Origin of the sequence: Pseudooceanicola pacificus (genome assembly GCF_009789075.1) — a bacterium.
In the GTDB taxonomy this organism is placed as follows: Bacteria; Pseudomonadota; Alphaproteobacteria; order Rhodobacterales; family Rhodobacteraceae; genus Pseudooceanicola; species Pseudooceanicola pacificus.
The window spans coordinates 129064-142473 of sequence record NZ_WNXQ01000008.1 but is presented as its reverse complement, the minus strand read 5'-3'; the positions used below and the strand labels follow the sequence as shown (position 1 = coordinate 142473).

Annotated in this window: 14 protein-coding genes; 10 read left to right on the top strand and 4 right to left on the bottom strand. The window is 65.8% G+C overall.

Going from position 1 to position 13410, the window contains the following annotated elements:
* Positions 1-37 precede the first annotated feature (37 nt).
* From GLS40_RS13975 to GLS40_RS13960, 4 genes are all read left to right on the top strand, one after another.
* Positions 38-952, top strand: a complete 915-nt coding sequence (locus GLS40_RS13975) for an alpha/beta hydrolase (protein ID WP_160383350.1) — start codon at positions 38-40, stop codon at positions 950-952.
* Positions 953-1118: 166 nt separating this feature from the next.
* The gene (locus GLS40_RS13970) at positions 1119-1964 is read left to right on the top strand and encodes a shikimate dehydrogenase family protein (RefSeq protein WP_160383349.1); all 846 of its coding nucleotides are present in this window, start codon (positions 1119-1121) and stop codon (positions 1962-1964) included.
* Positions 1961-3841 (top strand): bifunctional sugar phosphate isomerase/epimerase/4-hydroxyphenylpyruvate dioxygenase family protein, encoded by a 1881-nt coding sequence (locus tag GLS40_RS13965; protein ID WP_160383348.1) that lies wholly within the window; start codon positions 1961-1963, stop codon positions 3839-3841. The genes GLS40_RS13970 and GLS40_RS13965 overlap by 4 nt, the downstream gene beginning before the upstream one ends.
* 267 nt (positions 3842-4108) lie before the next feature.
* Positions 4109-4885 carry an IclR family transcriptional regulator gene (locus GLS40_RS13960; RefSeq protein ID WP_160383347.1) on the top strand — a complete coding sequence of 259 codons (777 nt, stop codon included), beginning with the start codon at positions 4109-4111 and terminating at the stop codon, positions 4883-4885.
* Here the strand turns inward: GLS40_RS13960 and GLS40_RS13955 are convergent.
* Genes GLS40_RS13955 through GLS40_RS13945 form a run of 3 tightly spaced genes read right to left on the bottom strand, consistent with a single transcriptional unit; the run spans position 4866 to position 7841 of the window.
* On the bottom strand, positions 4866-6371 hold the full coding sequence (locus GLS40_RS13955; RefSeq protein WP_160383346.1) for a tripartite tricarboxylate transporter permease: 1506 nt from the start codon (positions 6369-6371) through the stop codon (positions 4866-4868). The two genes, GLS40_RS13960 and GLS40_RS13955, sit on opposite strands and share 20 nt — an antisense overlap.
* Positions 6368-6823 carry a tripartite tricarboxylate transporter TctB family protein gene (locus tag GLS40_RS13950; protein WP_160383345.1) on the bottom strand — a complete coding sequence of 152 codons (456 nt, stop codon included), beginning with the start codon at positions 6821-6823 and terminating at the stop codon, positions 6368-6370. The genes GLS40_RS13955 and GLS40_RS13950 overlap by 4 nt, the downstream gene beginning before the upstream one ends.
* A gap of 58 nt (positions 6824-6881) precedes the next feature.
* Positions 6882-7841, bottom strand: coding sequence for a Bug family tripartite tricarboxylate transporter substrate binding protein (locus GLS40_RS13945; protein ID WP_160383344.1), 960 nt, complete (start codon positions 7839-7841; stop codon positions 6882-6884).
* A gap of 193 nt (positions 7842-8034) precedes the next feature.
* Here GLS40_RS13945 and GLS40_RS13940 point away from each other — a divergent pair, with 193 nt between their 5' ends.
* Genes GLS40_RS13940 through GLS40_RS13915 form a run of 6 tightly spaced genes read left to right on the top strand, consistent with a single transcriptional unit; the run spans position 8035 to position 12381 of the window.
* A complete protein-coding gene (locus GLS40_RS13940) occupies positions 8035-8655 on the top strand; it encodes a flavin reductase family protein (RefSeq protein WP_160383343.1) in 621 nt (206 codons plus the stop codon).
* Positions 8656-8658: 3 nt separating this feature from the next.
* Entirely contained in the window at positions 8659-9522 is an 864-nt protein-coding gene (locus GLS40_RS13935; RefSeq protein ID WP_160383342.1) for a fumarylacetoacetate hydrolase family protein, read from the top strand.
* Positions 9515-10318, top strand: a complete 804-nt coding sequence (gene hpaH, locus GLS40_RS13930) for a 2-oxo-hept-4-ene-1,7-dioate hydratase (RefSeq protein WP_160383341.1) — start codon at positions 9515-9517, stop codon at positions 10316-10318. The genes GLS40_RS13935 and hpaH overlap by 8 nt, the downstream gene beginning before the upstream one ends.
* A 12-nt stretch (positions 10319-10330) precedes the next feature.
* Positions 10331-10717, top strand: a complete 387-nt coding sequence (locus GLS40_RS13925; RefSeq protein WP_160383340.1) for a RidA family protein — start codon at positions 10331-10333, stop codon at positions 10715-10717.
* A gap of 12 nt (positions 10718-10729) precedes the next feature.
* Positions 10730-11614, top strand: coding sequence for an amidohydrolase family protein (locus tag GLS40_RS13920; RefSeq protein ID WP_160383339.1), 885 nt, complete (start codon positions 10730-10732; stop codon positions 11612-11614).
* Entirely contained in the window at positions 11611-12381 is a 771-nt protein-coding gene (locus GLS40_RS13915; RefSeq protein WP_160383338.1) for an HpcH/HpaI aldolase family protein, read from the top strand. The genes GLS40_RS13920 and GLS40_RS13915 overlap by 4 nt, the downstream gene beginning before the upstream one ends.
* Positions 12382-12480: 99 nt before the next feature.
* Here GLS40_RS13915 and GLS40_RS13910 read toward each other — a convergent pair whose 3' ends face one another.
* The gene (locus GLS40_RS13910) at positions 12481-13389 is read right to left on the bottom strand and encodes a LysR family transcriptional regulator (RefSeq protein ID WP_160383337.1); all 909 of its coding nucleotides are present in this window, start codon (positions 13387-13389) and stop codon (positions 12481-12483) included.
* Positions 13390-13410: the final 21 nt, after the last annotated feature.

The window sequence follows — 13410 nt, the reverse complement described above, 5'->3', positions numbered from 1 at the left end:
GCGAAGTCCGGGCGGCGGGACAATCCCGCCGTCCGTTTTGTATGAGGATTTCAGGATGCTTGATCCACAAATTGCCGAAATGGACCGAAAACGCCTGTCAGGCGCCTATGCGGATCCGTTTGAGGCCATGACGACCGAAGAAGCGCGCCGCAGGGCCTGGATTATCCGCGACGACATCTATCCTGCCCCGCATATCGACGTTAAGTCCTGCGAGGATCTGACGATTGCCGGCCCCGCCGGCGACATGGCGATCCGGATCGTGCGCCCGCTCGGGGACGAAGCATCGGGCACGGTGCTGTATTTTCATGGCGGCGCCTGGATGGTCGGCGATCTCGACAGTCATCAGGCGCATGTGGCGCGGATCGCCAATCTGGCCGGGGCTGTCGTGGTGAGCGTCGATTATCGCCTTGCGCCCGACCACCTCTTTCCGGCGGCCTGTGACGACGCATTTGCCGCTTTCGATTGGGTCATTGCGCATGTCGGTGACCTTGGCGGAGACGCAAGCAAGATAGCCGTGGCGGGTGATAGCGCCGGTGGCGCGCTGGCCGCTGCCACAGCGATCCTTGCGCGGGACCGGGGGGTGTCGCTGGCGGCCCAGTTCCTTATCTACCCCGCCACCGACATGCGGCAGAACGGTCCGGAACCCAGCACCGTTGCCCTGAAATATCTGGGCCCGGATTACGAGACGGTGTCGCTGGACTGGCGTGCATCGCCCGCTTTGGCCGATCTGACGGGCGTCGCCCCCGCCATCATCGGAACCGGGGCCCATGATTTCCTGCATCAACAGAGTGTGTCTTTCGCTGAACTGCTGGGTGGCGCGAATGTGCCTGTGACTTTGCGGGTCTTCCCCGATCTGAACCACAGCTTTTTCAGCTATGCCGGGGTATCCGAGCCCTGCGCAGAGGCATCGAACCTGATGTGCGAGGACTTGCGGGCCACGCTGCACGGATGACCCGCAAGCCGCGTTCCGGTCTTCGGCCTGGCCTGATCGGCTGTCGGACGTCAGCGCCGGGCGGACAGGCGTGGCACGGCGTTCTGCCGGGACCTTGCGGTGGCTCGGGCGAGGTCCAGCCGACGGTGCAGCGAGCCGTGGCAACCCGGAAGGAGGGAATGCTGACATGACCGATAGCCTCAAGCTGGGCCTGATCGGAGACAATATCGCCCGCTCCCGCTCCCCCCTGCTGCACCGGCTGGCCGGAGCGCAGCACGGGATCGGGGTGACCTACGACCGGCTGGTCCCGAACCAGCTTGACCAGGACTTCGCCGCGGTCTTCGAGGGCTGCCGCACCGGCGGCTATCGCGGCATCAACGTGACCTATCCCTACAAGGAAATTGCCGCCCCCATGGTCCGGATCGACGACCCGATGGTGCGCGCCATCGGCGCGGTCAACACGGTGATCTTCGGCAAAGATGGTCCGCGCGGGTACAATACCGATCATACCGGTTTCATGGCCGCCTATCGTTCCGTCCTGGAACAAGCCGCGCCCGGCACGGTCCTGATGATCGGCACCGGTGGCGTCGGCCGGGCCGTGGCCTTCGGGCTCATCGGCCTTGGGGTTCGGGCGCTCAGGCTTGTCGACCGCGATCCGGCCAAGGCCGAGGCGCTGGCCCAGTCCCTGCAGGAGGCCGCGCCCGACACCGACATCACCATCTGGGACGACGGCGAAAAGGCAGCCGAAGCGGCGGACGGGCTGATCAACTGCACCCCGGTCGGCATGGTCGGCTACGAGGGCACCCCCCTCCCGGCCGCAGCCATGAAGGGCGCAAGCTGGGCCTTCGACGCGGTTTACACCCCTGCCGACACGCAGTTCCTGACCGATGCGGCGGCCGCGGGCCTTTCCGTCCTCTCGGGCTGGGAGCTATTCTTCCACCAGGGCGTCCACGCCTGGGCGCTCTTCTCGGGGTTCGGACCGGACGAGACCGAGCTGCGCTCCAGCCTCATGGACATGGGAGCCGCCGCGTGAAGACCTCCATCGCCACCGTATCCATCGCCGGCACCTTCCGCGAGAAGCTGGAGGCCATCGCCGCCGCCGGGTTCGACGGGATCGAGATCTTCGAGCAGGACTTCATCGCTGACGAGGGCGCGCCGCGCGATGTCGGCAACCTGATCCGCGACCACGGGCTGGAGATCTCTCTCTTCCAGCCTTTCCGCGATTTCGAGGGGCTGCCGGATCCGCTCCGCGCCAAGGCTTTCGACCGGGCGGAGCGCAAGTTCGACCTGATGCAGCAGCTTGGCGCCGAATTGCTGCTCGTCTGCTCGTCGGTGCATCCGGGGGCGATTGGCGGCATCGACCGCGCCGCGGCAGATTTCCGCGAACTCGGCGAGCGCGCCGCCGCCCGGGGCCTGCGCGTCGGTTACGAGGCGCTGGCCTGGGGCCGCCATGTCAACGACCACCGCGACGCCTGGGAGATCGTGCGCCGCGCCGATCACGCCAACGTCGGGCTGATCCTCGACAGCTTTCACACCCTCGGTCGGGGTATCGACCCCGAGACGATCCGGCGCATTCCCGGCGACAGGATCTTCTTTGTCCAGCTCGCCGACGCGCCCGCGATCGACATGGACCTGCTCTACTGGTCCCGCCATTTCCGCAACATGCCCGGTGAGGGCGATCTGGACGTCACCGGCTTCATGCGCGCAGTGACGGCGGCGGGATATGCCGGGCCGATCAGCCTGGAGATCTTCAACGACCAGTTCCGCGGCGGCCCGGCGCGTGCCATCGCCAGGGACGGCCACCGCTCGCTTGTGGCACTGATGGACGACGTGCGCCGGACCGAACCCGCGTTGAAGGTCGACCTGCCCGCCCTGCCGCCCCGCCAGGACATCCGCGGCACCAGGTTCATCGAATTCGCGACCAGCGGCGCCGAGGGCGAGGCGCTGCGCCACCTGCTCACCTCGCTCGGCTTCGCCCGGATCGGGCAGCATGTCGCCAAGGCGGTGACGCTTTGGCAGCAGGGCGATATCCGCATCGTCCTGAACGAGGAGCGCGGCGATTTCGCCGGGTCGGCATTCAACGTCCACGGCACCTCGATCTGCGACGTGGGATTGGGCGTGCCCTCGACCGAGGACACCATCGCACGGGCAACCGCGCTAGGCGCAGAGCTTTTCGCCCAGCCTCTCGGGCCGGGCCAGATCGACATTCCGGCGATCCGTGGGCTCGGCGGTTCGATCCTCCATTTCATGGACGAGACCCACGCGCAGGTCTGGAGCACCGAATTCGGCGCCTCTGGGCCGGGCCCCGCGGGCGCGGGGCTGACCGGTATCGACCACGTTGCCCAGACCATGACCTATGACGAGATGCTCAGCTGGTCGCTGTTCTATACCTCGCTGTTCGATATGGCGAAGGCGCCGATGGTCGATGTCGTCGATCCCGACGGCCTTGTCAGAAGCCAGGCCATCGCGACCCCCGATGGCACCTTCCGCATCACGCTCAACGGGGCCGAGACACATCGGACCCTGGCCGGGACCTTCCTGGCCGACAGCTTCGGGGCGCCGGTCCAGCACGTGGCCTTTACCACCGACGACATCTTCGCCACGGCCGAGGCGCTCGCGGCCTCAGGTTTTCCGCCGCTGCCGATGTCTGCGAACTATTACGACGACCTCGCCAGCCGCTTCGACATTCCGCCGGACATGCTCGCCCGGATGCAGGCGCGACATATCCTCTATGACCGGGATTCGACCGGGGAATTCTTCCAGACCTACTCGCGGCCCTTCGCGGGCGGGCTTTTCTTCGAGGTTGTCGAGCGCAGGGACGGCTATTCCGGCTATGGCGCCCCCAATGCCCCGTTCCGGATCGCCGCGCAAAAGCGGCTGGGGCGGGTGAAGGGGATGCCGGCGAACTGATCCACCGGTCCGGTGCGGCCCTGCGCCGGTGACACGGCGAAGCAGGTGGGTGAACCCGTTACGCCCCGGGCCGGGTGTCCGCCGGCCAGGGCGTTCTTGAAGCCAACGCCAAGGACCGTGAGTGGCATCAAGGCGGCCCGCACCCGAACTGTGCGACAAAGACCGGTCGCGTAACAGCAGCGATAGGTTAAGCTCGTCCCGGGGCAAGGCGTGTGGGCTGACTCCCGTTTCACGCAGAAAGGCCGGAAAAGGCTGGTAACTGGCATCATGGACGACGGCAGCAAGACAAGAAGCGGCACCCAGAGCGTGGACCGTGCGTTCGACATTCTTGACGCCATTGCACGGTCATCGCCATCCGGCGCGTCGCTCAAGCATGTCTGCGAGACCACCGGCCTGACCAAGCCGACCGTTCACCGGATCCTGGTCACGCTGCAGGAGCGCGGCATCGTCGAGAAACAGCTGGACCTGCGGTATCATGTGGGGCGGGAGCTGACGCTTCTGGGTCTGTCGTCCGAACTGCGGCGGTTCCGGGAACTGGCTTCTCCGGCGCTCAGCCAGTTGAGCGATGCGATCGGGGATGCGGTGTTTCTGTCCGTGCGGAGCGGGCTCGACACGGTCTGCGCCGACAGGCGCATCGGGTCCTTTCCGATTCAGGTCCTGTCGATCGAAATCGGGTCGCGGCGGCCCCTGGGGATCAGCGCGAACAGTGTCGCCATCCTGTCGCGTGTGTCCCGCGCACAGGCCGAAGAGGTGCTGACCCAGAATGTCGACCGTTTGCGCGCCTATGGCGTGCCGATGCAGACCCTGCGCGACCGGATCTCCGACGCGCGCCGGCGTGGCTACACCGTCCTGCCCCGCGCCATCGCCAAGGGGACCAGCGCCATCGCCTTTCCGATAACGGATGTGCTGGGCCGTCCCGTTGCCGCGATCAGCACCATCGCCATTTCCTCGCGTCAGCGCGGGGCGCGGGTGGGCGCGCTTGTCGATCTTCTGGGGGCGGCGACCGCGGAAATCTCGCTTGCCATCACCGCGGGGCAGGGCTGAGCCTGCGCCGCCGGATTGCGAGGACGACCGGAACGATCAGCGCCAGCGCCACGAGGCCAAGGCAGATCACCGAGACGGGCGAGGACAGGAACGCCCCGAAGTCGCCGTTGCTGATGAACAGGGTGCGGCGGAAATTCTCCTCGACCAGCGGGCCCAGGATGTAGCCCAGCAGGATCGGCGCCACCGGATAGCGGAACAGGGTCATCACGAAGCCGAGGATGCCGAAGGCCACCGCGACAAAGACGTCGAAGACATTGCTGTTCACGCTGAACACGCCGACGCAGATCAGAAAGATGATCAGCGGGTAGAGCACCTGGCGGGGGATGTTCAGGATTTTCACCCAGACGCCGATCATCGGCAGCGTCAGCAGCACCAGGATCAGGTTCCCGACCCAGAAGCTGGCGACCAGCCCCCAGAACATGTCGGGCTGTTCCGAGATCAGGTTGGGCCCCGGCACGATGCCGTGGATGATCATCGCGCCCAGCATGAAGGCCATCACCGCATCGCCGGGAATGCCGATGCAGAGCGTCGGAATGAAGGCCGCCTGGACGGAGGCGTTGTTGGCGGCCTCGGGGGCGGCGATGCCCTCCACCGCGCCGGTGCCGAATTTCTCGGGCGTGCGCGAGATGCGCTTTTCCGTGGCATAGGCGATGAAGGCGGCGATGGCAGGTCCCGTTCCCGGCAACGCCCCGATCCAGGAGCCGAGCAGCGAGCCGCGGATCGCGGGCATCACCGACTGGCGCGCCTCGGTCCGGGTGGGCAGCATCTCGCGCAGACGAAAGCTTTTCTTGGGCGGCTGCGGGGCAGGTGGCGCGGCGAGGTTGGACAGAACTTCGCCGATCCCGAACAGGCCCATGGCCATGGCGACCAGGTTGATGCCGTCGGTCAGTTCCAGATAGCCAAGCGTGAAGCGATAGGCGCCGGAGGTGACATCCGTGCCGACCATGCCGAAGATCAGGCCCAGCACCATCATCGCCAGCCCCTTGACCGGAGAGCCCGGCGATGCGGTCGAGGCCGCGACCAGCCCCAGCAGCATGACGGCAAAATATTCCGGCGCGCCAAAGGACAGCGCGAACCGGGCCAGCGGCGCGGCAAAGGCGACTAGCAGGATAATCCCGACCATGCCCCCGAAATAGGAGCTGAGCGTGACGATGAACAGCGCCTGACCCGCCCGGCCCTTGCGCGCCATCGGATTGCCGTCAAGGCAGGTCGCGGCGGCAGCGGGCGTGCCGGGAATGTTCAGCAGGATCGACGAGGTCGAGCTGCCGTATTGCGCACCGTAGAAGATGCCCGACAGCAGGATCAGCCCGTGCACCGGCAGCATGTAATAGGTCAGCGGCAGGCAGAGCGAGATCGCGGCAAGCGCCCCGATCCCGGGCAGGACGCCGACGAAGGTGCCGAGGATGACACCGCCCAGGCAGATCAGGATGGCTTCCCAGGTCAGCGCGATCTGGAAGCCGAGTGCGAGGTCATGCAGCACGCTCAAAACCAGTCCCCGATCAGGTTGAAGGTCAGGCCGAAGCTCAGGATGAAGACGACATATCCGACCGCCGCCAGGATCAGGCCGAGCAGGAGCGCGCGTTTCAGATCAAGCTCGTCCTCGGCGAAAGAACACATGACGATCAGCGCGAGGGTCGCGATCACAAGGCCCGCGCCTTCGATCAGAAGCGACCAGATGATGATACCGGGCAGATAGAAGAAGGCGGGCGTCAGCCGCCGCGAGACGGGATCGTCGGCCCCGGCTTCCTTCATGGCGAGGGCGGACAGGATCATCATCGCGATGCCAAGCCCCAGCGGAAAGGCCCCCGGGCCGATGTCGTTCAGCTGTCCCAGCCCGTAACGCAGGCCGTAGATGGCGGCGATCAAGCCGATACCGAAGAGAAAGACGCCAAAGATCAGTTCGGGCCCGCGCCCTATGGAATAATACCTGTCGCGCATGATGACTCCCCCCGGATGATCGGGGCGGCACCTCCTCCGGCACCGCCCCGGTTGTGCCTTACTTGTTGGCGTTGACCTCGGCCACGATCGGGCGCCACGTGTCGTCGATTTCGGTCAGGAAGGCGCCGAACTCCGCCGGGGTCATCGGCGAGGCGAGCGAGCCGAGATCCTCGAACCGTTTCTTGACGTCATCGCCGTTCAGCGTCTCGGTCAGCGCGGCGGAAATCGCGTCGATGGCCTCTTGCGGGGTGCCGGCAGGGGCGAGCAGGCCGGTGAAGGTCACGGCGGCAAAGTCGAACTTGCCGGTTTCCTTCAGCGTCGGCACATCGGGCAGGGCGGGCACGCGCTCGCTTGACGTCACCGCCAGCGGCACAACCGCGCCGTCCTTGATGTAGGGCAGGATGACCGACATCTGGTCAAAGCTGAACGCGGTCTCGCCGCCGATCAGGGATGCGATGGCGGGCGCGTTGCCCTTGTAATGCACGATGCGGAAATCGCCGCCGCTGTCGGCCTTCAGCTTCTCGGCGGCCAGGTGGTTGGTGGTGCCCGCGCCCGGCGATGCCATCAGCAGGTTCTTTTCGCCGGCAGTGGCCAGCAGCTCGTCGATATCGGTGATGCCCACGTCCTTGCGCACGGTCAGCGCCATCGGGGTGATCGACACGCTGCCCACGGGCGCGAAATCGGTTTTCCAGTCGTAGGCGTCGGGACGGTTCATCGTCATCGGCGCAAACAGCAGCGGGCCGTTGGCGGCCATGAACAGCGTGTAGCCGTCGGCATCGGAATTCTTGACGTATTCCGCCGCGATCATGCCGCCGGCGCCGGCGCGGTTTTCGACCACGATCGGCTGACCAAGGATCGCTTCCATCTTCGGCGCGATGATCCGCGCCGAGGTGTCGACATTGCCGCCCGGCGGATAGGGCACCACAAGCGTGACCGGCTTGGACGGAAAATCGGCAGCGATGCCGGTGACGGGCAGGACGGCCAGAACGACGGCCAGTGCATTCTTCCAGGACTTCATGAGTACCTCCCTTGTGTTTCTTGTTCCGATGCCGCCCTCCTGCGGCGCTCCGGAGCTGTCCCCATTGGACGCAGAACCACCCGTTTCCAAGCAACCCAAAAAACCGAAAAATTCCACATTGTGGACCTTTCGTGCTTTTGATCTTGCCGATACAGGGCCCGCGATATTGTCTGGCCACAAAGGGAGGAGTGCCATGATCGTAGATCCGTCGGATCTGTCGGCCGAGAAGAGTTACCGTCTGCTGACGGGCCTTGTCGTTCCGCGGCCCATTGCCTGGGTGTCCAGTCTGAACGACGCGGGCAGCGTCAATCTTGCCCCGTTCAGCACGTTTACCTTCGTGTCGCCCAAACCGCCGATGCTTGGATTCAGCGTCGGCCGGAAGGGTGACACATACAAGGACACCTCGCGCAACATCCTGGCCCGCGAAACCTACGTGGTTCACATCGCCGACCGCAGCCTGCTCGACCCGCTGCACTCCAGCGCCGAGGAGGTCACCGCCGATATCAGCGAAGCGGAGATGCTGGGCCTTGAGACCGTGCCGAGCGATCTGATCGACGTGCCCCGGATCGCGGCGGCCCCGGTCGCAATGGAATGCCGCCTGCGTCAGGTGCTGGAATTCGGCGAGACCCGAAGCCGTTTCATCGTCGGAGAGATCCTGCGCATCCACCTGCGCGACGGCCTGATGGTGGATGGCAAGATCGACACGCTTGAGCTTGACCCGATCTGCCGTCTCGGCGGGCCGAACTATGCCACACTCGGAGAGGTCACCACCCTCCGCACCCTGACACAGACCCCCAAGCAGACAGGAGGCTGATCCGTGAAGCTTGCCAGCTATACCAAGGACGGAACCCCCGGGTTCGGGATCGTCACCGAGGGCGGGATCCTCCCGCTGGACGGCCGCCTCGACGGGATCGCCACCCTGCAGGAGCTGATCGAGAAGGACGCCTTGGGCAAGGCGCAGGCCGTGACCGGCGATGCGCTGCTCGATCCGGCCGATGTGACCTATGCCATCCCCGTCGACCGGCCCGAGAAAATCTGGTGCATCGGGGTGAACTACGGCAACCGCAACGCCGAGTACAAGGACGGGTCGGACCTGCCGAAGTATCCGTCGCTCTTCGTGCGCTCGCGCCAGTCCTTCGTCGGTCATGACGCCCCGCTGGAACGGCCGCGCGTGTCCGAACAGCTGGATTACGAGGGCGAGATCGCGCTGGTCATCGGCAAGGGCGGCCGGGACATCCCGCGCGAGACTGCGCTGGATCACATCTTCGGCCTGACGATCTGCAACGAGGGCACGGTCCGCGACTGGCTGCGCCACGGCAAGTTCAATGTCACGCAGGGCAAGAACTTCGACCGCTCGGGCGCCATCGGCCCCTGGATCGTGACGGCGGATGAGCTGGACCCGGGCGCCGAGCTGTCGCTGCAGACCCGCGTCAATGGCGAGGTCCGCCAGAAGGACACGACCGCGAACCTGATGTTCCCGTTCGATTTTCTGATTTCCTACCTCAGCACCTTCGCGACGCTTTCGCCCGGCGACATCATCGTCACCGGCACCCCGACCGGGGCGGGCGTGCGGTTCGACCCGCCGATCTGGCTGAAACCCGGCGACGTGGTCGAGGTCGAGGTGCCGGGCATCGGCACCCTGTCCAACGGCGTCGCCGATCAGGAGACGGGCCATGCTTGAGGACAGCACGGTCCGCGATATCGCGCAGCAGCTGGACGAGGCCGAGCGGAGCGCGACCCAGATCGGCCAGCTCTCGCTCGCCTATCCGGATATGGAGATGGCCGACGCCTATGCCATCCAGAATGCCTGGCTGGGGCTGAAGCTGGCGCAGGGCCGGACGGTACGGGGCCACAAGATCGGGCTGACCTCACGCGCGATGCAGCAGGCCGTGGGGATCGACGAGCCGGATTACGGCTTTCTGACCGACGAGATGTTCCTGGACGACGCCGCGCAGATCGACACCGCACGGCTGATCGAGCCCAAGATCGAGGCAGAGCTGGCCTTCATCCTGCGCGAAGACCTCTCGGGGCCGAGCTGCACCCTGCACGACGTGCTGGACGCGACCGCCTACGTGACGCCGGCGCTGGAGCTGCTGGACGCAAGGATCGAACGCTTCGACACGGCCAGCGGGCGGCGGCGCAACGTGCTCGACACCGTGTCCGACAATGCCGCCAACAGCGCGATCATCTGCGGCGGGCTGACCGTGCGGCCGATGGACACCGACCTGCGCCGCGCCAGCGCCATCGTCCTGCGCAACGGCATTGTCGAGGAAACCGGCGTCGCGGCGGGGGTGCTGAACCATCCCGCCAATGGCATCGCCTGGCTCGCCAATCGTCTGCATCCCTGGGGCGTCACGCTGAAGGCCGGGCAGGTGATCCTGGCTGGCTCCTTCATCCGCCCGATCGACGCCCGCAAGGGCGATACCTTTACCGCCGACTATGGGCCGCTTGGCACCGTGTCCTGCCATTTCACCTGAGGAGGAGCGAAGATGGGCAAACGTCGCAGCATCTACCTGAAGGATTTCTCGCACAAGAACCCGATCCCGGCGGCCGCCGTCATCGACGGGCTGCTGATGAGCGGCATCATCTACGGCCTCGATCCGGCAACGGGCAAGGCGGCGGAGGGTCTGGAGGAACAGACCCGCCTGATGTTCGTGCACCTGTCGCGGATCCTGGAAGAGGCCGGTATGGGGCCGGACAACGTCCTGAAGCTGGATGTCCTGCTGCTGGACCGGTCGCAGCGCGGCCCGCTCAACGCCGAATGGGAGGCGATGTTCCCCGATCCCGATGACCGCCCCGTGCGGCAGGCGATGCAGGCCGACCTCGACAACGGAAAGCTCATCCAGTGCAACGTGACCGCCTACGCGGCGCCGTAAGGAGTCAAGACCATGCCCGATTATTACCCGTTCCATCCGACCCCGCGCCGCCCCGCCGTCCTGCCGCCCGCCGGCACGATCGACAGTCAGTTCCACGTGCTGGGCGACCCGGACACCTATCCGACCCGCCCCGGTGCCGCCTATCACATGCCTTCGGCCACCTGGGAACGGGCGAAACACGTGCACGACCAGCTGGGAATCGACCGCGGGATCATCGTGCAGACGACGACCTATGGCGCGGATCACCAGGTGGTTCTGGATGCGCTGGACGCCCTCGGCCCGAACTACAAGGGCTGCGCCAACGCGCTGGTCTTTGCGGAAAAGGACGACGCCTATCTGCGGAAACTGAACGACGCCGGGATCAACGGTGCGCGCTTCAGCTTCCGCGAGGCGCTTGGCGCGGTGCTGAGCGACGACGACTTCAAGGCCGCCACGGACAAGCTGCGCGACATGGGCTGGTACATGAAGGTCCAGCCCGAACAGACCGGCATCGCCCAGCACGTCGGGAAATTCGCGGATGTCGACATTCCGATCCTGATCGACCACATGGGCCGGGCGGATGCCTCCAAGGGCGTGAACGACGAAAATATCGTGGCCCTGAAAAAGCAGCTCGACCGCGGCAATGTCTGGGTGATGCTGTCGCTTGGCGAAAAGGTCTCGGCCGCCGGTGCGCCCTATGACGACGTGGTGCCGCTGGCACAGGCGCTGATCGACCATGCGCCCGAGCGCTGTGTCTGGGCGTCGGACTGGCCGCACCCCGTGTCGAAAAAGCAGCCGCCGAACGACGCGGACCTGCTGGAACTGTTCTACCGCTACGCCCCGGACGAGGCGATGCGCAAACGGATCCTGGTCGACAATCCCGCCAAGCTTTTCGGCTTCGATCCGGTTGCCTCATGACGAAGAGACTGCGCGACGCCCTCGCCGAGGCCAGGGCCGGGGGCCGGCCTGTGCTGAACGGCTGGATGATGACCCCCGAACCCGCCGTGCTCGAAGCGATGGCGGCGCATGGCTGGGACTGTGTGACGCTCGACCTGCAGCACGGGCAGATCGACCTGACCCAGGCGCGCACGCTGGCACGTACGGCCTCGGGTCTGGGGGTGCCGCTTCTGGCGCGCCCGGCCTGGAACGACGTCGCGATGATCTCGCGCCTGCTGGACGACGGGTTCGAAGGGATCATCTGCCCGATGATCAACTCGGCCAAGGATGCCCGCAGGCTGGCCGCCGCCGCCCATTATGCGCCGCGCGGCGAACGCAGCTTCGGGCCGGTCCGGGCGCGGTTGGCCTTTGGCGCCGACTACTGGAAAGAAACCTCTGACAGTCTGCTGATCCTCGCGATGATCGAAACGCGCGAGGCGCTGGCGGCCCTGCCTGAGATCCTCGCGGTCGACGGGATTTCGGGTGTCTATGTCGGCCCGGCGGATCTGAGCCTGACGCTGATCGGTCAGCCGACCGGAGAGCCGAGCGATCCCACGGTCATCGCCGCCGTGGACGACATTCGCAAGACGGTGCAGCAGGCAGGCCGCTTTGCGGCGGTGCACAACCTGACGGTCGATCACACGGCGAAGATGGCCGGGAATGGCTGGAACATGGTCACCGGACCTTCCGATATCGCGCTGCTGGCCGGGGCGTCGGCGGACGCGGTGCGTCGCCTGAAGGGCAAGTGACACCGGCGAAAGCCTTGTGCCGCTATGCCCCTTCGGGGTGCCGGGCCCTGCCCGCATCGGCACGTGGCGCGGCGCGGCCGACGCCGGGCATTACAGGCGTCAGCCGACAAGTTTCTTGATGAAATGAAGGGCGTATTCCGGCAGATCGTGAGATCTGCGGGTGATGACTTCGTAGGGGTCGCTTTTCCATTCCAGCTGCATCGGAAGCGTGCAGGCCGCACCGAACGTGACGAAGAACTCGGCGACATCGCTTGACAGCAACGCCACCATATTCGGATCCCCCTGGATGAGAGTCATTGTCGCAAGCGCGGAACGTGTCTCCAGCAGGGCCAGCGGAAATGCCAGGCCCGCCCGGCGGTATTCCTGCTCCAGCGACAGTCGCATCGGCATCCCTGCCTCGTAGACAATCCAGCGCGACTCCGCGAGATCCTCCAGCTGGATCCGCTCCCGGCCGACCAGAGGATGCGCCGGATTGGCAACGACGGCCAGCTGTTCATCGTGAAAGGCGGTCACATGATAAAGCTGCGGCGTGGCGCTGACCGAGCTGCGCCCGATCACCAGATCGAGCAGACCGCGATCAAGCTGGCGCAGAAGCTCGGCACTGCTGTCCTCGATAATCTCGAAGGAGGTCTGCGGGTAGCGCGTGAGGTGCTGCTGGATGACCTCGTTCAGAATGGGCACCGCGCCCATGATCGTGCCAATGCGCAGCCTGCTCCAGTTGCCGGCGGTGATGGCGTCAAGCTCCAGCTCCAGCTTGCCCAGTTGCGCCAGCATCGTCTTTGCGTTGCGGATCACGCAATCGCCCGCCGCGGTGGGGGTCAGCCCGCGATTGGTGCGGTGAAAGAGCTTCTTGCCCGTCAGCGCTTCGGCCTCTTGCAGCGCCTTTGTCGCGCGCGGCTGGCTCATCGCGATCAGTTCGGAGGCGCGTTTGAGCGAGCCGCTGTCATCAATGGACGAAATCAGCAGCATATGGCGCAGCGACAGCCTGACAAGAGGGCGGCGGCTCATCTGACAGTTTCCTTTTTGTTA

Excerpts from the sequence above, each read along its gene's own strand:
- GLS40_RS13970 (WP_160383349.1), top strand. The coding sequence starts at position 1,119 with ATGACCGATAGCCTCAAGCTGGGCCTGATCGGAGACAATATCGCCCGC.
- GLS40_RS13910 (WP_160383337.1), bottom strand. The coding sequence starts at position 13,389 with ATGAGCCGCCGCCCTCTTGTCAGGCTGTCGCTGCGCCATATGCTGCTG.
- GLS40_RS13950 (WP_160383345.1), bottom strand. The coding sequence starts at position 6,823 with ATGCGCGACAGGTATTATTCCATAGGGCGCGGGCCCGAACTGATCTTT.
- GLS40_RS13920 (WP_160383339.1), top strand. The coding sequence starts at position 10,730 with ATGCCCGATTATTACCCGTTCCATCCGACCCCGCGCCGCCCCGCCGTC.
- GLS40_RS13915 (WP_160383338.1), top strand. The coding sequence starts at position 11,611 with ATGACGAAGAGACTGCGCGACGCCCTCGCCGAGGCCAGGGCCGGGGGC.
- hpaH (WP_160383341.1), top strand. The coding sequence starts at position 9,515 with ATGCTTGAGGACAGCACGGTCCGCGATATCGCGCAGCAGCTGGACGAG.
- GLS40_RS13925 (WP_160383340.1), top strand. The coding sequence starts at position 10,331 with ATGGGCAAACGTCGCAGCATCTACCTGAAGGATTTCTCGCACAAGAAC.
- GLS40_RS13945 (WP_160383344.1), bottom strand. The coding sequence starts at position 7,841 with ATGAAGTCCTGGAAGAATGCACTGGCCGTCGTTCTGGCCGTCCTGCCC.
- GLS40_RS13960 (WP_160383347.1), top strand. The coding sequence starts at position 4,109 with ATGGACGACGGCAGCAAGACAAGAAGCGGCACCCAGAGCGTGGACCGT.
- GLS40_RS13940 (WP_160383343.1), top strand. The coding sequence starts at position 8,035 with ATGATCGTAGATCCGTCGGATCTGTCGGCCGAGAAGAGTTACCGTCTG.